We start from the raw sequence: 16872 nt of genomic DNA on the forward strand, positions 1-16872 counted from the left end.
TCTTTTGAGGGGCGCTCAATGGTCTTCACGAACTGGGCGAAGAACCAGTCGAGCAGCCCTGTCGAGGTGCGTGCGCCGGAGTCCGTCGCGGACGTCGTACGCGCCGTGCGGGACGCCGCCGCCTCCGGGCGGCGGGTCCGCATGGTCGGAACGGGTCACTCCTTCACGGGAGTGGCCCTCACCGACGGCATCATGTTGCGCCCTGACGCGCTGACCGGAATCACCTCGTACGCCGACGACCGCGTCACCGTGCGGGCCGGCACCCCGCTCAAGGTCCTGAACGAGCTGCTCGACGAGCGCGAGCTCGCGCTGGCCAACATGGGCGACATCACCGAGCAGACCGTCGCGGGCGCCATCCAGACCGGCACCCACGGCACCGGGCGCGACAGCGGCGGGCTCGCCGACCAGGTCGCCGAACTGGAGCTGGTGCTGGCCGACGGGTCGGTGGCCACCGCCTCCCCCGGCGACGACCTGTTCGACGCGGCCCGGGTCGGGCTGGGCGCGCTCGGGGTGGTGACGGCCGTGACGTTCCGGGTCGAGCCCGCGTTCCTGCTGCACAACAGGCGGCGCAAGATGGCGCTCGGCGAGATCCTGGACTCGCTCGACGAGCTGACCTCCGCCAACGAGCATCTGGACTTCTTCTGGCTGCCGCACACCGACGCCTGCCTGGTCAAGACCAACAACCGGCATCCCGGTCCCGCGTCGCCGCCGAGCGTGGTCAAGCGCTGGCTGGAGAACGTGTTCCTGGAGAACACCGTGTTCGGCGCGGCCTGCGCGACCGGGGCCCGCTTCCCCGGGCTGATCCCGCGGATCAACGAGGTCAGCGCGGCGGCGCTGGGGGACTCCGCGTCGGTCGACACCTCGTACAAGATCTTCACGGCCCGGCGGGACGTGCGGTTCCTCGAGATGGAGTACGCCGTGCCGCGTGAGCGCCTGGCGCAGGCGTTACGCGAGACGCGTGACCTCATCGACCGCATGGGGTGGCTGATCACCTTCCCGGTGGAGGTGCGGGTGACGCCGCCCAGCGACGCCTGGTTGTCCACGGCGTACGGGCGGGCATCGGCGTACATCGCGTGCCACATCTACCGCCCGACGCCGAACCCGGCGTACTTCGAGGGCGTGGAGGAGATCATGGTGCGGCTGGACGGACGGCCGCACTGGGGCAAGCTGCACACCAGGGACGCCGCTTACCTGGGCAAGGTCTATCCGCGCTTCGCGGACTTCGCCGCGCTGCGCGACCGGCTCGACCCGCGCCGCCTGTTCACCAACGACTACCTGGACCTGGTACTCGGCTAGAGCCGTCGTTCTTTCGGTAAAGAACTGGCTCGCGAACGACCGTGAGGGCGTGTCCCGCCGCCCGGATGACACGCGCGGCGTGCACCCTCGACACCCGTGTCCCGACGACTCGGCCTGCCCTCCGTATACCTCGCCGCGGCCGTGGCGACGGCCGCCACGACCGCCGTCCCACTGGCCATGACACCCGCCTCGGGACTCGCCCTGCGCCCCGCGGCCACCGAACCCGCCCACCCCTACATCGTCATCGCGCGCGGCCCGGCGGCCGCCCGCGATCTCGTCGGCGAGGTGCGGTGGCGGGTGCGGCGTTACTACACCGCGGCGCTGCCCGGGTTCGCCGCCTTCCTCAGCGCCGCCGAGCTCGCCTCACTACGTGCCGACCCGCGGGTCCGCACGATCGAGCCCGACCGGCGGCTCCACGCCGTGCCCATCAGGAGACTTGCCCGCCCACCGGCCGGCCCGGGCACCGGGACGGGCGCCACCGTGTACGTCGTGGACAGCGGCGTGGACGCCGGCCGGGCCGAGTTCGGAGACCGCGCCTGGCGCGCCTTCGACGCCACCGGCGGCGCCGGGCGGGACTGCGGCGGCCACGGCACACAGGTCGCCGGCCGCGTCCACGCCGCCGCGCCGGGCGCCGGGATCGCCTCGGTACGCGTGCTCGATTGCGGCAACTCCGGCACACTGGCCGACGTGCTGGCGGGGCTCGACTGGATCCGCCGGCACGCGCGCGGCCCATCCGTCGCCACTCTCGCGGTCGACGGATCCGGCTCGCCCTCCCTCGACGCCGCCGTACGTTCGCTGGTGCGGTCGGGGGTGTTCGTGGCGGGGGCGGCCGATGCCGCCCGGTGCCGGGTGGAGCCGGGCGGGGCGGCGTACTCGGCGCTCGCCCCGTACTCAGCGGGAGCCGCCGCCCGCTACCTGGAGCGCCATCCAGGCACGAACCCGGCCATCCTGGCGTCTCGCCTCAACTGCACCTCAACCCACGATGCGATTCGCCAGAACCCAGGCAGGGCCTCTAACCTCCTGAGGCACAGGGGCGGGCTCTAGAGGCATGGATTCGACAAGTGTGACCGGCGTCACATCGCCCCGGGGCTATCCCAGGAAGGCGATGTTCGGACATGCCGGGTACGGTGCTGGCAGGCAACCGGCACACGCGAGAGACTCAAGGGTCCGGGGGAAGAATGGCGACGACGCTGACGAAGGGACTCGCATGCAGGAGCTCCGACTCGTCGCGGTGAGTGAGGACGGCACCTATCTCGTGCTGGCAACGGCCGGGCGAGGCACCCGTTTCACTCTTCCCGTGGACGACCGGCTCCGTGCTGCCGTCCGCGGCAACTTCTCCCGTCTCGGCCAGTACGAGATCGAAGTGGAGAGTCCGTTGCGCCCCAAGGAGATCCAGGCCCGCATTCGCGCCGGAGAGACGGCGGAGGAGATCGCCGCGACCGCCGGCATCCCGGTCGAGCGCGTGCGCTGGTTCGAGGGGCCGGTGCTGCAGGAGCGGGAGTACGTCGCCCAACAGGCCCAGCGGGTGGCCGTGCGCATGCCGGGCGAAACCGCGCCCGGTCCTACCCTCGGCGATCTCGTCGCCGAGCGGCTCACCAGACGCGGTGTGCCCACAGAAGAGATCGACTGGGACTCCGCCAAGCGTGACGACGGGTTGTGGCGCGTCAAGCTCGGCTACGTGTGGAACGGCCACACTCGGCACGCCGAGTGGCTCTTCGACCCGCGCAAGCGGCACGTGACGCCACACGGCGACGAGGCCATGCGGCTGTCGTCGGCCGACTTCGACCCGGAGCCGCCCGTCGTCGAGGACACGACCGTGACGCCGTTCGCGCCGCGGGTCGCCAAGCTGCAGCCGGTGCCGCCGCTCGCCTCCGACGCGATGCCGTTCCCGTCGGTGGTGCGGCGTGAGCCCGAGGAGCCGGCGGTCGGCTACAACCCGCCGCCCAGGGCCGCCGAGACCGGCTACCCGCGCGCCTCGGACGTGCCCTCTCGCGAGGCACCCTTCGACCGCGCCGCGCCTTCCCGCGAACCGTCCTCCCCCTCACGCGAAACGGCCTCCTCGCCTCCCGAGACCACCCTCCGCCACGAGCCGCCGTCCCGCGAGACCGCGCTCCGCGAGGAACCACCATCGCGCGACAGCTCCTTCCGGCCCGACGCACCGTCCCCCGACGGCTCTTTCCGGCCTGAGACACCGTCCCGTGACGGCTCCTCTCGGTCTGAGGCGCCTGCCCGCGAGACCGGCCATGCCCGCCCCGGCGAGACCCCCTCGCGCCGCGGCGGGCCTTCGCCGTGGCTGCCCGACTTCGGCTCCGGCCGCCCGGCCGAGCGCGACACCGATCCCACCATCTACGCGCCCGCCGCGCCTTCGGACACCCGTGCCGCTCCTGAGCCGTCGTCCCCGGCCGACGCGTACCCGCCTCCTCAGGCACCCGCACCTGCCGAGCGGCACCCCGCTCCTCAGGCACCCCCACCTGCCGACGGGCACTCCCCTTCTCAGGCGCCCGCACCTGCCGAGGCGCAGCCTGCTGCCCAGCGGTCCGCCGTTGCGGACGGGCACTCTGCTCCCCAGGCTTCCGCTTCTCAGGCTTCCGCTCCTGCGGATGTCGGCGCGGCTCCCCAGGCCTCCGCCGAGGAGCCGCTTACCGTCGCCCAGGGCGAGACGTCCGCCGGCGAGCACATCCCGCCGCAGGCGCACGACCCCGCGGACGCCCATGGCCTGCCGCGGGAGCAGCCTTCCGCACCGGAACCGATCGCCATCCAGGAGCCGCCGATCACGGCGTCTCAGCCTGCCGCACAGTCCGCCGTCGCCGAGACGGCGCCCGCACCGGCATCGGCGGCACAGCCTGGCGCGGCTCTGGAGGCGACGCCTGTCACTGACGCGACCTCCGAGCCTGAGCCCGAGCCCGAGCCGACCAGCCAGCCAGCCGCCGACGCCGAGCCGGCGGGCGGCAGCCAATCGGCCACCGACGGTCGGCCGGCTCCTGTTGCGGAGGCGGACTCCTTGGCCGTTGCTCAGGCTGGTTCCGAGGCCGTTTCCGACGCCCAGACGGCTAAGGAGGCGCCCTCCGACGTGGCGGCCGATCCCGAGACGTCCGCTGAGAGCGGCACCACCGCCTCACCCACGACCGCCTCGCCCTCCGTGGACGCGGCCGAACCGACGGATGCCCCTGCCCCGGCGGCGGGGGACGTCACGGTTGAAAGCGCGGACCAGCCGACTGAGTCCACGGCAGCGGCTGCCCAGGCCACGTCCGAGGTGACAGACGGCCAGGGCGCGGAGACACAGGCAACCGCGGAGGGCAGCGCCGCCGCAGCGGCGGAGGCCGATGCCGCTGAGGCGGACGCGACGCCCGAGGCCGAGCCGGCGCAAGACGTAGCGGAGCCGAAGCGCGAGAGCGCGGGCGCCGAGCCTGAGGCCAAGCCGAGCAAGCCGGCACAGGCGGCGAAGAAGGCGACGCCGCCCGCGCCTGTGCCCAAGCCGAAGCCCGCCCCCGCCGAGCCCAAGGTGCCGGCGGCCCGGGCGGGCAAGGACGAGGCCAAGGAGGAGCCGGCCGTGCCGGTGCCGTCCCCGCCGCCCGCTCCGGCCGCCCGCCAGCCGCGCAAGGGTTCGCGTGGCCGCCGGGCCTCTGTCCCGACCTGGGACGAGATCATGTTCGGCGCCCGCCGCCAGGACTGACTTCTCCACCGTCCCACCGCCGAGACCTGCCATCGGTCTCGCAGCATGAGCCGATGAGCATCCGAGACGATGCCCACGGCGACCGGGCACGGCAGCATCCGCAGGCCGCCCCTGCACGCCGGGTGGCGCCCTAGGTGCACGGAACGCACCGCCCGCAACGTTCTGGACATGGGCGGTTTCGGAGTGCCGCGGTTCACTCCGCGGACGGCGCCCCAGCAGAGCCGGCAGGTGGCGGTTCAGAAGACCCGGCAGGCGGCATCTCAGGCGACCCGGCATGCGGCGTCACGTGCGGCCCGGCAGGCGGGGTTTGAGGCTTGGGGATGAAGGGCGGCTCTGGGGGTGCGGGCTCGCGGAACGGGGCGAGCCATTCCGGGGTCACCTCGGCGGGGAAGTCTGCCCCTTGGGCTTCCGAGACGTCGATCGCCTCGTACCCGCCCTTGCCGGCCCCGACCCCGGCGATCAGCGTGAGCACCCCGGCCCGCCGCTGGAACCACGTCTGACGCAGCCGCCACCCCACCACGGCGCGGCGTTCCACCACGGCCTGGGACCGCCGCAGCGAGCCCGACCGCACCGCCACCCGGACCCCGTCGTAGCCGTGCCCCAGAGACGCGTACCGATCAAGCCCCAGCGGGATCCCCACGCCGGCCAGCAGGAGCGACAGGACCAGCAGGATCCACCACACCGTCGTGCCCGTCGCCCCCGCCGCCACGCCGCTGACCAGTGCGATCAGCGCCCAGGGGAAGATGGCGCGGAAGAGGCGGCGGTTGCGCGCCACGGGCGGGTGCGGGCGCAGGGCAGCCGTATAGGGACCGATCGCATCCTCGGTCACCTGGTGCGCGACCGCACGCGGCACGTCGGGCAGCAGTTGCCCCCGGGTCTGCGAGTCGCCGAGCCCCGTCACGATGGCCCACACGCGCACCACCCCGGCCCACCGCTCGGCGAGGCCGTCCACGATCTCGTAGCCGCGCACCCGCGCCGACTCCAGCGACACGCTGCGCCGGTTGATCAGACCGCGCTCCGCCACCAGGTAGCCGTCGCGCCGCTTGAGCTCGAAGTCCCAGGTGAAGACGGCGTACATGAGCGCGCCGAGCACGGGCATCGCCAGGACGAGGAGCACGGCTGCGGCCAGCAGCAGGTAGGGGCGTTCCCAGAGCCACTGGCCGAGGTTCCAGGCGGCGTCCTGGCCGAACCCCAGCTCGTTGCCCAACTGGAACGCCAGCCCCACGGCACCGCCGACCAGCGCGAACGGAGTGAGCAGGTACGCGCCGGACAGCGGCCCGTACAGCAGCCACCTGCGTGGCACCTTGATGATCGGCCGCTCCGCCGGCCCGGCCGCGGCGGCCTCGGGCACGGGCCCCTCCTGCCGGGGCGCGCGCCGCAGCAGCAACGCCTTGAGCCGATCGGCCTCCTCCACCGTGACCCCGTCGAGCTCGGCCTCCTCGTCGCCGCCGCTCGCGCCTGTGTCGATCTTCAGTACGGCCAGGCGGAGCAGCCGGTGCATGGGCGGCGTGGACACGTCGACGCCGCGGATGCGTTCCAGCGGGATGGTGCGCACGGAACGGCTGATCAGCGACCGTTTCGTCTCCAGGCGGTCACCGGCGATCTCGTACGTGAAGGTGGCCCACCTGATGATGGCGAAGACCACGGTGCCGACGATGCCGAGCAGCGCCCAGCCGTACGACCTCGCGGAGAAGCCGCCCACGAACAGCACGCCGAGGAGGGGCAGCAGCAGCGAGGGCAACATGCGTACCGGGTCGATGAGCAGAACCTTCGGGCTCAGCCGCAACGGGGCCCGAAGGGGGAATGGAGGAGGCCCCGCCTGCCCGGGCGCGGCCTGTCCATCGGCCGCCCCCGCCGGCCGCGACGCCTGCTCGGGCCTGAACGCCGGTGGCGGCGCGCCCTCCTCGGGCGGGGAGTCGCCGCGCGGCCCTGGGTCGGTCATGTGGCGTCGTCCCTGAGCGCTTCAGCCCGGTGGGCCAGCTGCTCGGCGAGCCCGGCGGCCACCTCGTAGTCCAGCCCCTTGATCGTCGAGGAGCCGGCGTGGGACGCGGTGCGGATCTCCAGGGTGGCGAGCCCGAGCATCCGCTCGAACCATCCTTGCCCCTTGTCGACCGTCTGGATGCGGCTCACGGGCACGAAGACCCACTCCCTGGTCAGGAACCCCGACCTGGCGTAGACGACGTCGCCTGAGAGCTCCCAGCGATGCACGGAGTACCGTACGAACGGCTCGGCCACCAGCAACGGCAGCGTCACCACGACGACGGCCGCGGGCAGCAGCCAGGAGTTCGCGGCGAACCAGCCGGGCACCCACGACCACCCGCTGCCGCCGACCCACCGCGACACCAGGAGCGAGCCGCCCAGGAAGAACGCGAAGCCGATCAGCGCTTCGAGCAGCCACAGGCGCACGGCCTTGGGCGAGACGCGGTTCGCCGGATCGCGTAGCGGGCCTGTTGAGGTCACAAGGCCAGCTTAGGACGCGGACCCGTACGGTGATCTGTCCGCGGGCCGTCAAAGATCCGGCGATCGCGGCGGCGTGTCTGCCTTCCGGGGCTGGAGCGGGGGTGCCATGCTCGGTGGCGGCCGGCCGCAGGCTGTCGTGCATGGCCACGTCGGCGGCGCCACGTTCGTGCCAGCCAGGCCCGGGGGCGCGTGCGGGACCGCACACCACGCAAGCGCCTCACGTAACGTGGCAGCCGCCGTCCGCACAGCGACGGGCCCGCCTCCCCATCACGCCAGGTGCCTGCGCGCCGGCAGGCGGCTCGACCCGTTCCGCCGGATCCGGGGCTTTTACCGCGTGCCGCAAGCTGGGCACCTGGTTTCTGCCGACGCCGGCGTCCGAAACGAGTGTCCGTTTTGTCGGCTCGCCCGACGGCATCCCGCCCCGCATCCCGTCACGGCGACGCGGCAGGCCAGTATGGGTCTTCCGGCCCGCCCCGACGCGGCCGGACGGGTGGGGCGGAGGACACGGATGTGGTCAACGTCACCCTCCGAATGCCTCGATTCCAGCGCATTTCGGATCCTTTACCGAGCACGGACCATCGAGAAACGGTCTGCGCACCGCCGAGAGCCGCGTAGCATCGTCCGGCATGGGGCTGTGTAACACGGCATCACTCGTGCGACGCACCACCGTCACTGTGACGACGGTGGTCGCGGCGTTCGCGCTGTCGGGTTGCGCCGGCCTCATCGGCAGATCACAAGCCCAGGACATCGCGGAGATCAACGTTTCGAGCCCGGAGTTGCGCGACGGCAAGCCGCTGCCGCGCGAGTACTCCTGCCGGGGAGACGGGGTCAGCCCTCCGCTGCGCTGGTCGAGCCAGCCGCTGCCGGAGGCCAAGTCGATCGCGATCGTGGTCGACTCGCGTGAGTCGTCGGAAGCGACCGTGAACTGGGTGCTCTACAACATTCCCGCGACCACGACCGAGCTGGGGCCCAACGCCGCCGACGATCCCCCGGAAGGGACCGGGCAGGCCAAGGTGACCAGCGGCAAGACGGGATACGACCCCCCGTGCAAGTCTCCGGGAAGCTACCGCTTCACGGTTTACACGCTGAACGGCAAGGTCGACGTCTCGGAGGGCACGCCGCTCCCCACGATCTTGAAGAAGATCGCGGACAAGACCATAGCCCGCGGCCGCCTCACAGCCGTTGACCTTGAGTGATAGGCCGAACACCGCAGGTAATACGGTGTACCAATTCTTCACGTAGGGTGTGACAACGCTCATAGTGGTCCGACACAATCAGATCCAATTGTTAGGCATTGGTGATCAAAGGGGGCAGGTCGCGTCGATGGCCGCGCGATCTCACCGATGCCAGAGGGAGGCCATGGCTTTGAGGGTGGTGCAATGACTGCGGTTATCGTGAGTTTGGTCGCCGTCGTGCTCCTCGTGCTCGTCGTCGTGGCACTGGGCATGCGTTCGATGAGCCGGCGGGAGAGCTCCTTGCCTCCGGAACGGCTGAAGGAGATGGCCGAGAAGGAGGAGAAGACCCACGCGCGCTCGACCGACGAGTTCGCCGCGCACGAGCCGCGGATGAACAACTTCAGCCCTGACTTCAGCCCCATTGACGCGCCCAAGACGCCGAAACCGGTGCGGACCGGCCAGCGTGGCAGGCGTGGTGTCGACGAGTGGGGCAACCCGACGTCGGACGATGAGGACGAGGAGTTCTGGGCCAACATCCGCAGCGACGCGGAGCAGGGCGGCTTCGGCGCCGGCGGCACCGTGGCGGCCAGGAAGGCAGCGGCCCGCCCGGACGACCGGGAGCGAGAGGCGCAGCGTGCCGCCGAGCTCCCGAGCCGGTCCGAGCGGCGCAGCGAGCGCAAGGCCAACCCCCAGCCCGTGGCCGCGGACCCCGACGCGACCACCCTCCAAGGTCCCCTGCCGCAGCGCCAGCCGGCGGCGGCCGCGGCGGCCAACCTGGCAGACCTCGTCGAACCCGCCAAGCGCGCCACAGGGGGCGGGCGGGGACCCTCGCAGGCCGATCTTTCCGAACAGCGCACCGTGACCTTCGCGGCCCCGACGGCCGACGTGATGAGCATCCTCGGCGCCGGCGCCCAGCCGGTCGTCCCGTCCTCCCGCCCCGAGCCGATGCCCGCCTCCCGCCCGCAGCCGGCGACCGCGAACGGCGGCGGCTCGCACGCCAACGGCACCGGCTCCTACTCAGGCGGCAGCAGCTCGTTCACGGCCTCCAACGGCAGCGGGTCCTTCCCGGCCTCTCCAGTGAGCGGCAGCGGGTCCTTCCCCGCCTCTCAGGTGAGCGGCAGCGGGTCCTTCCCGGCTTCTCCCTCGGCCGGCAGCGGCTCGTTCCCCGCCTCGGGCCCGGCGTCCAGCGGCTCGTTCCCGATCGCCCAGCCCGCGCCCCTCCACAGCGCCCCGACGAGCGATCCGTTCCCCGCCTACAACGGCGTGGCCGACCCGCTCGAAACGACCTGGACCACTCCGCCGGCGGCCAGCCCGTCGGGTTCGTGGCCGGCCACTCCCTCGCCGGACATCCTGGACGACCCCACCCCGGCCTCCTCAGCCCCCTCGTTCGACTCGGGAAGCTCCTGGCCGGCGTTCGAACAGCCCGACCGCTCGTCCTACCCGGCCTCCTACGAGGTCCGCCCTGGCTGGGCCGTGGCCGACGACTCCGACCCGCTCACCGGCGCCCCGACCACGCCCCGCCGGGCGGTCTCGGCGAACGCCAACCACGACGACATGTTGGCGGCGCCGACGCCTCCGTCCTCGTACCCCGCGTACGAGACGGGTGACATCACCACCGCCCCCGCATCCGTGTGGCCTGAGTCGTTGTCGTCGAACGGTTCTCCGTCGGCCTGGCCGGGGTACGGCGGCGATGTGTACGGCAACCAGCCGCCGGCTTCCCCCGGCAACGGCAACGGTCATCGGCGCCCCTCGGAACAGGACTATCCGCACGACTACTACCGCTGATCACGGCCGCCAGGAATAGGTAAAACCCGTGTGACGCACAGCTAAAGCGCGGAGGGTGGAGCATTAGGGTTTGCTCCATGTTGCGCGACACAAAGAGTAGCTGGCTGAGCACCCTCCGGCATGACGTGCCAGCCTCGCTCGTGGTTTTCCTCGTCGCGGTGCCCCTGTCTCTGGGCATCGCGATGGCCTCGGGCGCGCCGCTCGCCGCGGGGCTGATCGCCGCCGTGGTGGGCGGCATCGTGGCGGGCGCGCTGGGCGGCTCAGCCGTGCAGGTCAGCGGTCCCGCCGCCGGGTTGTCCCTGGTGGTCGTGGATCTGGTGCACACATACGGATGGCGCGCCACCTGCATGATCACCTTGCTGGCCGGGGCGGTACAGCTCCTGCTGGGGGTCTTCAGAGCGGCCAGGGCGGCGCTCGCGGTGTCGCCGGCCGTGATCCACGGCATGCTGGCGGGCGTCGGCGTGATCATCGCGCTGTCCCAGCTCCACGTGGTGCTGGGCGGCAGCTCGCAGCATTCGGCCGTGGCGAACCTGGTCGAGCTGCCCGGCCAGATCGCCGACCTGCACGGGCACAAGGTGGCGGTCGGGCTGCTCACGATCACGGTGCTGGCGGTGTGGACGCGGCTGCCCGCAGCGATCAAGGTGATCCCCGCCCCGCTGGCCGCGCTGCTGGTGGCGGCGGTCACGGCGTGGGCGTTCGGCTGGGACGTCACTCGAGTGGACCTCTCCGACAGCCTCACCGAGTGGGCGTTCCCCGTGCTGCCGCAGGGCGACTGGCATTTGGTGGTGGCATCGGTGCTGCTGGTGGCGCTGCTGGCCGGGTGCGAGTCGCTGCTGTGCTGTGTCGCCGTCGACGGCATGCACGGCGGCCGCCGCGCCGACCTCGACCAGGAGCTGACCGGTCAGGGTGTGGCCAACATGGTCACGGGCGCGCTCGGCGGGCTGCCGGTCGCCGGGGTGATCGTGCGGAGCACGGCGAACGCGCGGGCCGGCGCCCGTACCCGGGCCTCGACGATCCTGCACGGGGTGTGGGTGCTGGTGTTCGCGATCGGGTTCGGCTGGACGATCACGCTGATCCCGATGGAGGCGCTGGCAGCGCTGCTGGTGTTCATCGGCGTGCAGATGGTGAACCTGGGCCACATCAAGAAGGTGCACGGACACGGCGAGGTGCCGGTGTACGTGGTGACGCTGGCCGCGGTGATCCTGCTGGGGCTGGCCGAAGGCGTGCTGGCCGGGCTGGCCCTGGCCGCGCTGCTCGCCCTGCGCCGCCTGACGTGGGTCACCGTGCTGAAACGTCCGGACAAGGACGGCCGGCTGCACGTGACGATCTCCGGGTCGCTGACGTTCCTGGGCGTGCCCCGGCTGACGCACGAGCTTCGCGCGATCCCCGCGGGCACGCCCGTGGATCTGGACCTGAACATCGACTTCATGGACAACGCCGCCTTCGAGGCCATCCACTCCTGGCGGCTGGACCACGAGCGGATGGGCGGCACGATCGACATCGACGAGCTGCACGACGAGTGGTACACGCTGGCGGCCAGCGGAGCACGCATGTTCCCGGTGAAGTCGCCGCCGGTGGCGCCGGACCGCTGGTGGTTGCCGTGGGCGCAGCGGCACCGGCGGCCCGGGCACCGTATGGTGCCGTCGATCGGCGGAGCCATGCGGGTGGAGTGCCAGCTGACGGCGGGCGCCCGCGAATACCACCGGCGTACGGCGCCGCTGGTGAAGCCCATCTTCAGCGAGCTGGCCCGCAAGCAGCAGCCGACGCACCTGTTCATCACGTGCGCGGACTCCAGGATCGTGCCGAGCCTGATCACGGCGAGCGGGCCCGGCGACCTGTTCACGGTGCGCAACATCGGCAACCTGGTGCCGCGCAGAGGATCGGAGCCGCACGACGACTCGGTGGTGGCGGCGATCGAATACGCGACGCAGGTGCTGGGGGTGCACACGATCACGGTGTGCGGCCACTCCGGGTGCGGCGCGATGGCTGGGGTGCTGAGCGCGGGCGTGCAGGCAGGCAGCCTGCCGGGGCTGCGCCGGTGGTTGCGGCACGGCAACCACAGCCTGGCCACGTTCATCGAGACCGAGGGCGGTCGGCTGCACAGCGGGGCGCTGGACGTGTTGTGCCGGGTCAACGTGCAGCAGCAGCTGGAGAACCTGCGGACGTACCGGAAGGTGGACGAGCAGGTCAGGGCGGGGAAGCTGGAGCTGGTGGGGTTGTACTTCGACATCGCCACGGCCAGGGTGCATCTCGTGCCGCCGCTGCGCTCTACGCCCTCGGTGAAGATGCATGATCGGAGGGTCCCCGCAGGCGAAGAATGACCCTTATGAGGGTTCTTGTCATCGGTGGTTCCGGCTTCCTGGGGCGCGCCGTCGTGGAGGAGGCGCTGGCCCGGGGGCACGAGGTCACGACATTCAACAGAGGGCGCAGTGGCGTTGACGTGCCCGGGGTCGAGGCGGTGCGCGGCGACCGGGAGGCGCCGGGTGACCTCGAGCGGCTCGTGGACGGGCGCACGTGGGACTTCGTGGTGGACACGTCCGGCTACGTACCGCGGGTGGTGGGTGCGTCGGCCCGGGCGTTGTCCGGGCACGTGGGAACGTACGCGTTCATCTCCACCATCTCGGCACTGGCCGGCTTCCCCGGCAAGCCGGCCGGGGAAGACGCGGAGATCTGGCCGTGCGAGCCGGACGCCGGGCCCGACGACGGCAACTACGGGGTGCTGAAGGCGGGGTGCGAGCGGGCGGTCGAGCAGGGGTTCGACGGCAACGTGCTGATCGTCCAGCCCGGCATCATCCTCGGTCCGCACGAGGACGTGGCCAGGCTGCCGTGGTGGCTGACCAGGATCGCGCGGGGCGGGCAGGTGCTGGCGCCGGGCGAGCCGGACGCGCCGCTGCAGTTCGTGGACGCGCGCGACCTGGGCATCTTCACGCTCGACCAGGCCGAAGGCGGCGCGAGCGGCCGGTTCCTGGTGACGGGTCCGGTCGGCCAGACCACGTACGGGGAGTGGCTGGAGTCGTGCAAGGAGGCGACCGGGTCCGACGCGGAGTTCGTGTGGGTGGACAGCGCCTTCCTGGCCGAGCAGGGGGCGGGGACGTTCGTGGAGCTGCCGTTGTGGGGCGGACCGCCGTCGGCGGAGACCGAGACGTTCTGGAGCGTGCCGACGGCCAAGGCACAGGCGGCCGGGCTGCGCATCCGTCCCGTCGCGGAGACGGTGCGCGACACGTGGGAGTGGTTGCGGGAGATCCCGGAGAAGCGCCGCAATTTCGGCAACAACACCACGCACGGGATCGCGCCGGAGAAGGAGGCCGCGATTCTCGCCGCGTGGGCGTCCCATGCGGATTCATCCGGTTCTGAGTAGTTCTGCGCAGACCAGGCCGTGCGGGCGGGGTTAGTGTCGCGGCGCCGGTCCTGACTCCCAGGGGCCGTACCAAAAGAGGGGCGGAGGTGCCGATACCTCCGCCCCTCTCCCCTTTTTGCGCTTTCTGCAAGCGAATTTCCAGGGAGCGCACGTAGAGCTAACACGGTGGAAACACCCATATCGGAATGCTGCCTGCCATGAGTTCCCCAGCTCCGCGGGCTCCCCGTTCTCTGCCGCCTCACCTGTCCGCCTCCGGGTAGTCCGGCCGTGCCGCCCAAGCTCGGGGCGCCGGTGGCGAGGTGGCGTACGACGCTGGGATCGGTCGTGGCCGCGGTCGCGCCGCTGGTCGTCCTCACCTCGAGCGTCCCCCTGCCTGACCCCGTCCCCCTCGACCCCGTTCCCGTCGCCATGACCACGACTCCGGCCCCGGCCCCCGCTGCGGTGAAGGCCAAGCCGCCGAAGCGGTCGTCCTCCTCGTACAAGAAGGCCCTGACCCGCTCCCTGGAGGACCTCCCAGGCCGTTTCGCGGTGTCGGCCCACGATCTGACCACCGGTAGGTCCTACACCTACAACCGCGGGCTGAGGACGGCCACGGCCAGCATCGTCAAGGTGGACATCGTGATGGCGCTGCTGCTGCGGGCCCAGCGCCAGCGCCGCGGCCTCAGCTCCTGGGAGCGGCGCGCGGCGGCGAGGGCCATCAAGGTCAGCGACAACGCCGCCGCCTCGGCGCTGTGGTCGGCCATCGGCGGCGCGTCCGGGCTGGCCGCCGCCAACAAGAAGTTCGGGCTGCGCGACACGCGTCCGGGACCGGGCGGGGCATGGGGCGCGACCACCACCAGCGCCGCCGACCAGGTCCGCCTGCTGACCGCGCTCACCTCGCGCAAGAGCCCGCTCTCCGCGAAGAACCGCAGGTACGTGCTGGGCCTGATGTCCGACGTGGCGCCCGAGCAGTCGTGGGGCGTCAGCGCGTCGGGGCGCAAGGGGGCGGAGGTGGCGCTCAAGAACGGCTGGTTGCCGCGCGAGTGGCACGGAGGGCTGTGGACGGTCAACAGCATCGGTCAGGTACGGGATCGCGGGCACACGTACCTGATCGCGGTGATCTCCGAGCGGCACGGCTCGATGGGGGCGGGCGTCAAGACGGTGGAGCGTGTCAGCCGGCTCGTCACCAAGGCCATGTCCCGGGCGGCTTCGTAGCCGTCCTCCCGTAGCACGCGAACGTGTCCGTTACCCGGCTGATCGGCGCTCATGCGGGATAGGTGTGGGTCTCGGTGGCCTTGACCGAGGCCCACACCTGCTGGCCGGGGGTCAGGTCGAGGTCCGCCACGGCAGCGGGCGTGATGTCGGCGAAGGCGGTGATCGGGCCGTCGAGGTGCACGCGGACGTTGTCGCCGTGGCGTTCGATGCCGTCGATGCGGGCCTGCCAGACATTGCGGGGGCTGCCGTCCGGCCGGGTGCGATACAGGGCCACGGCCGCCGGCGGGAACGCGACGAACGCCGGCCCCTCCACGCGGTCCGACGTGGTGATCACCAGGTCGCCCACCTTGACCCGAGGCCCGTCGGCCGTCCCTCGGTACAGGTTGAGCCCGACCAGGCGGGCGACATAGTCGGTGCGTGGCCGGCGGGAGACCTCGGCCGGGGGGCCCTGCTGGACGACCGCCCCGTGCTCGATGACGATCAGCCGGTCGGCCAGCACCATGGCATCGAGGGGGTCGTGGGTGACCAGGACAGTGGCGCCGTCGAAGTCGGCCAGGTGGCGGCGTAGCTGGGAGCGGACCTCCAGCCGGGTGTGGGCGTCCAGCGCGGCCAGCGGCTCATCCAGCAGCAGCAGGCGTGGTCGTACGGCCAGCGCACGGGCCAGGGCGACGCGCTGGGCCTGGCCGCCGGACAGGCGCCGCGGTTTGGCGGCGGCATGATCGGCCAGGCCGACGCGCTCCAGCAGGGTGGCGGCGGTGCGGCGGGCCTCGCTCTTGGAGGCGCCCTGGCAGCGCGGCCCGAACGCGACGTTGTCCAGGGCGGACAGGTGCGGGAAGAGCAGGTAATCCTGGAAGACCATGCCGATCGGGCGCAGCTCGGCGGCCAGCTCGTGCACGGGGCCGCCGTCCAGGACCACGTGCCCGCCCGTCATGGCGGTCAGGCCGGCCAGGGCGCGCAGCGCGGTGGTCTTGCCCGCGCCGTTGGGGCCGAGCAGCGCCACCACCTCTCCGGCGGCGACCTCCAGGGCGATGTCGAGGGCGAAGGCGGGCCGGGTGACCACCAGGTGAGCGTCGAGGGTCATGGGCTGTTCACCCACCGGTCCCGCAGGCTGGCCAGGATGATGACCGAGACGGCCAGCAGGACGAGGCTCAGCACGATGGCCGCCTCCGGGTCGGTCTCCAGGGCGAGGTAGACGGCCAGCGGCATGGTGCGGGTGGTGCCGGGGAAGTTGCCCGCGAACGTGATCGTGGCGCCGAACTCGCCCAGCGCCCGAGCCCAGCACAGCACCGCCCCGGCCACCACGCCCGGCATGATGAGCGGCAGGGTGACGCGGCGGAAGACGACCCAGCGCGAGGCCCCGAGCGTCGCGGCGGCCTCCTCGAAACGCTGGTCGGCGCCGCGCAACGCGCCCTCGACGCTGATGACCAGGAACGGCATCGCCACGAACGCCTCGGCCACGACGACCCCGGCCGTGGTGAAGGGCAGCGTGATCCCGAACGTGGATTCCAGCCACTGCCCGAGCAGGCCGCGCCGCCCCAGCACCAGCAGCAGCGCCACACCGCCGACCACTGGGGGCAGCACCAGCGGGACGGTCACCAGGGCCCGCACCACCCGCCGGCCGGGGAAGTCGACCCGGGCCAGCAGCCAGGCCAGCGGCACGCCGAGCAGCAGGCACAGCGCCGTGGCGATGGTGGCGCACACCAGTGACAGCCGCAGCGCCTCCAGCACGTGCGGCTGGGCCAGCCGCTGCGGCAGCGTGGACCAGGGAGCGCGGATCAGCAGCCCGGCCAGCGGCAGCACCAGGAACGCCAGCCCGAGCAGCGCGGGCACCACCAGCATCCAGGGCAGGCGGCCGGACCTCTGGCGGGCGGACGCCGAACGTCGCGCGGCCCCGTCAGGCGGATCGGTGCGCTGAGGAGTGACCATGCGGA

The 16872-nt window shown here is 72.1% G+C and carries 12 protein-coding genes; 8 read left to right on the forward strand and 4 right to left on the reverse strand.

What is annotated here, in order from left to right:
• Positions 1-18 precede the first annotated feature (18 nt).
• From EDD27_RS28860 to sepH, 3 genes are all read left to right on the forward strand, one after another.
• Positions 19-1296, forward strand: a complete 1278-nt coding sequence (locus tag EDD27_RS28860) for a D-arabinono-1,4-lactone oxidase (RefSeq protein ID WP_127935178.1) — start codon at positions 19-21, stop codon at positions 1294-1296.
• Between the two features lie 96 nt (positions 1297-1392).
• The gene (locus EDD27_RS28865; protein WP_127935179.1) at positions 1393-2340 is read left to right on the forward strand and encodes a S8 family serine peptidase; all 948 of its coding nucleotides are present in this window, start codon (positions 1393-1395) and stop codon (positions 2338-2340) included.
• A 163-nt stretch (positions 2341-2503) separates the two neighbouring features.
• Positions 2504-4969: a septation protein SepH gene (sepH, locus tag EDD27_RS57945; protein WP_277750760.1), complete on the forward strand. Its 2466-nt coding sequence runs from the start codon at positions 2504-2506 to the stop codon at positions 4967-4969.
• 193 nt (positions 4970-5162) lie between these two features.
• Here sepH and EDD27_RS28880 read toward each other — a convergent pair whose 3' ends face one another.
• Positions 5163-6911, reverse strand: a complete 1749-nt coding sequence (locus tag EDD27_RS28880; RefSeq protein WP_241564309.1) for a PH domain-containing protein — start codon at positions 6909-6911, stop codon at positions 5163-5165.
• Positions 6908-7429 carry a PH domain-containing protein gene (locus EDD27_RS28885; RefSeq protein WP_206641697.1) on the reverse strand — a complete coding sequence of 174 codons (522 nt, stop codon included), beginning with the start codon at positions 7427-7429 and terminating at the stop codon, positions 6908-6910. Before EDD27_RS28885 ends, EDD27_RS28880 begins: the two co-directional genes overlap by 4 nt.
• Before the next feature lie 653 nt (positions 7430-8082).
• On the opposite strand from EDD27_RS28885, the gene EDD27_RS28890 reads away from it, so the two are divergent.
• The 5 genes from EDD27_RS28890 to EDD27_RS28910 all read left to right on the forward strand — a co-directional run bounded on the left by EDD27_RS28890 (position 8083) and on the right by EDD27_RS28910 (position 14941).
• On the forward strand, positions 8083-8625 hold the full coding sequence (locus tag EDD27_RS28890) for a YbhB/YbcL family Raf kinase inhibitor-like protein (protein WP_241564310.1): 543 nt from the start codon (positions 8083-8085) through the stop codon (positions 8623-8625).
• Positions 8626-8808: 183 nt separating this feature from the next.
• On the forward strand, positions 8809-10389 hold the full coding sequence (locus tag EDD27_RS28895) for a hypothetical protein (protein ID WP_127935181.1): 1581 nt from the start codon (positions 8809-8811) through the stop codon (positions 10387-10389).
• A 77-nt stretch (positions 10390-10466) separates the two neighbouring features.
• Entirely contained in the window at positions 10467-12710 is a 2244-nt protein-coding gene (locus EDD27_RS28900) for a SulP family inorganic anion transporter (protein WP_127935182.1), read from the forward strand.
• A 5-nt stretch (positions 12711-12715) separates the two neighbouring features.
• Positions 12716-13747 (forward strand): NAD-dependent epimerase/dehydratase family protein, encoded by a 1032-nt coding sequence (locus EDD27_RS28905; RefSeq protein ID WP_127935183.1) that lies wholly within the window; start codon positions 12716-12718, stop codon positions 13745-13747.
• A 267-nt stretch (positions 13748-14014) separates the two neighbouring features.
• The gene (locus EDD27_RS28910) at positions 14015-14941 is read left to right on the forward strand and encodes a serine hydrolase (RefSeq protein ID WP_127935184.1); all 927 of its coding nucleotides are present in this window, start codon (positions 14015-14017) and stop codon (positions 14939-14941) included.
• A gap of 49 nt (positions 14942-14990) precedes the next feature.
• Here the strand turns inward: EDD27_RS28910 and EDD27_RS28915 are convergent, their stop codons facing one another.
• Both EDD27_RS28915 and EDD27_RS28920 read right to left on the reverse strand, forming a co-directional pair.
• A complete protein-coding gene (locus EDD27_RS28915) occupies positions 14991-16022 on the reverse strand; it encodes an ABC transporter ATP-binding protein (protein ID WP_127935185.1) in 1032 nt (343 codons plus the stop codon).
• The gene (locus EDD27_RS28920; protein WP_127935186.1) at positions 16019-16867 is read right to left on the reverse strand and encodes an ABC transporter permease; all 849 of its coding nucleotides are present in this window, start codon (positions 16865-16867) and stop codon (positions 16019-16021) included. Before EDD27_RS28920 ends, EDD27_RS28915 begins: the two co-directional genes overlap by 4 nt.
• Between the last annotated feature and the right edge of the window lie 5 nt (positions 16868-16872).

It is taken from the genome of Nonomuraea polychroma, assembly GCF_004011505.1.
GTDB classification, from domain to species: Bacteria; Actinomycetota; Actinomycetes; order Streptosporangiales; family Streptosporangiaceae; genus Nonomuraea; species Nonomuraea polychroma.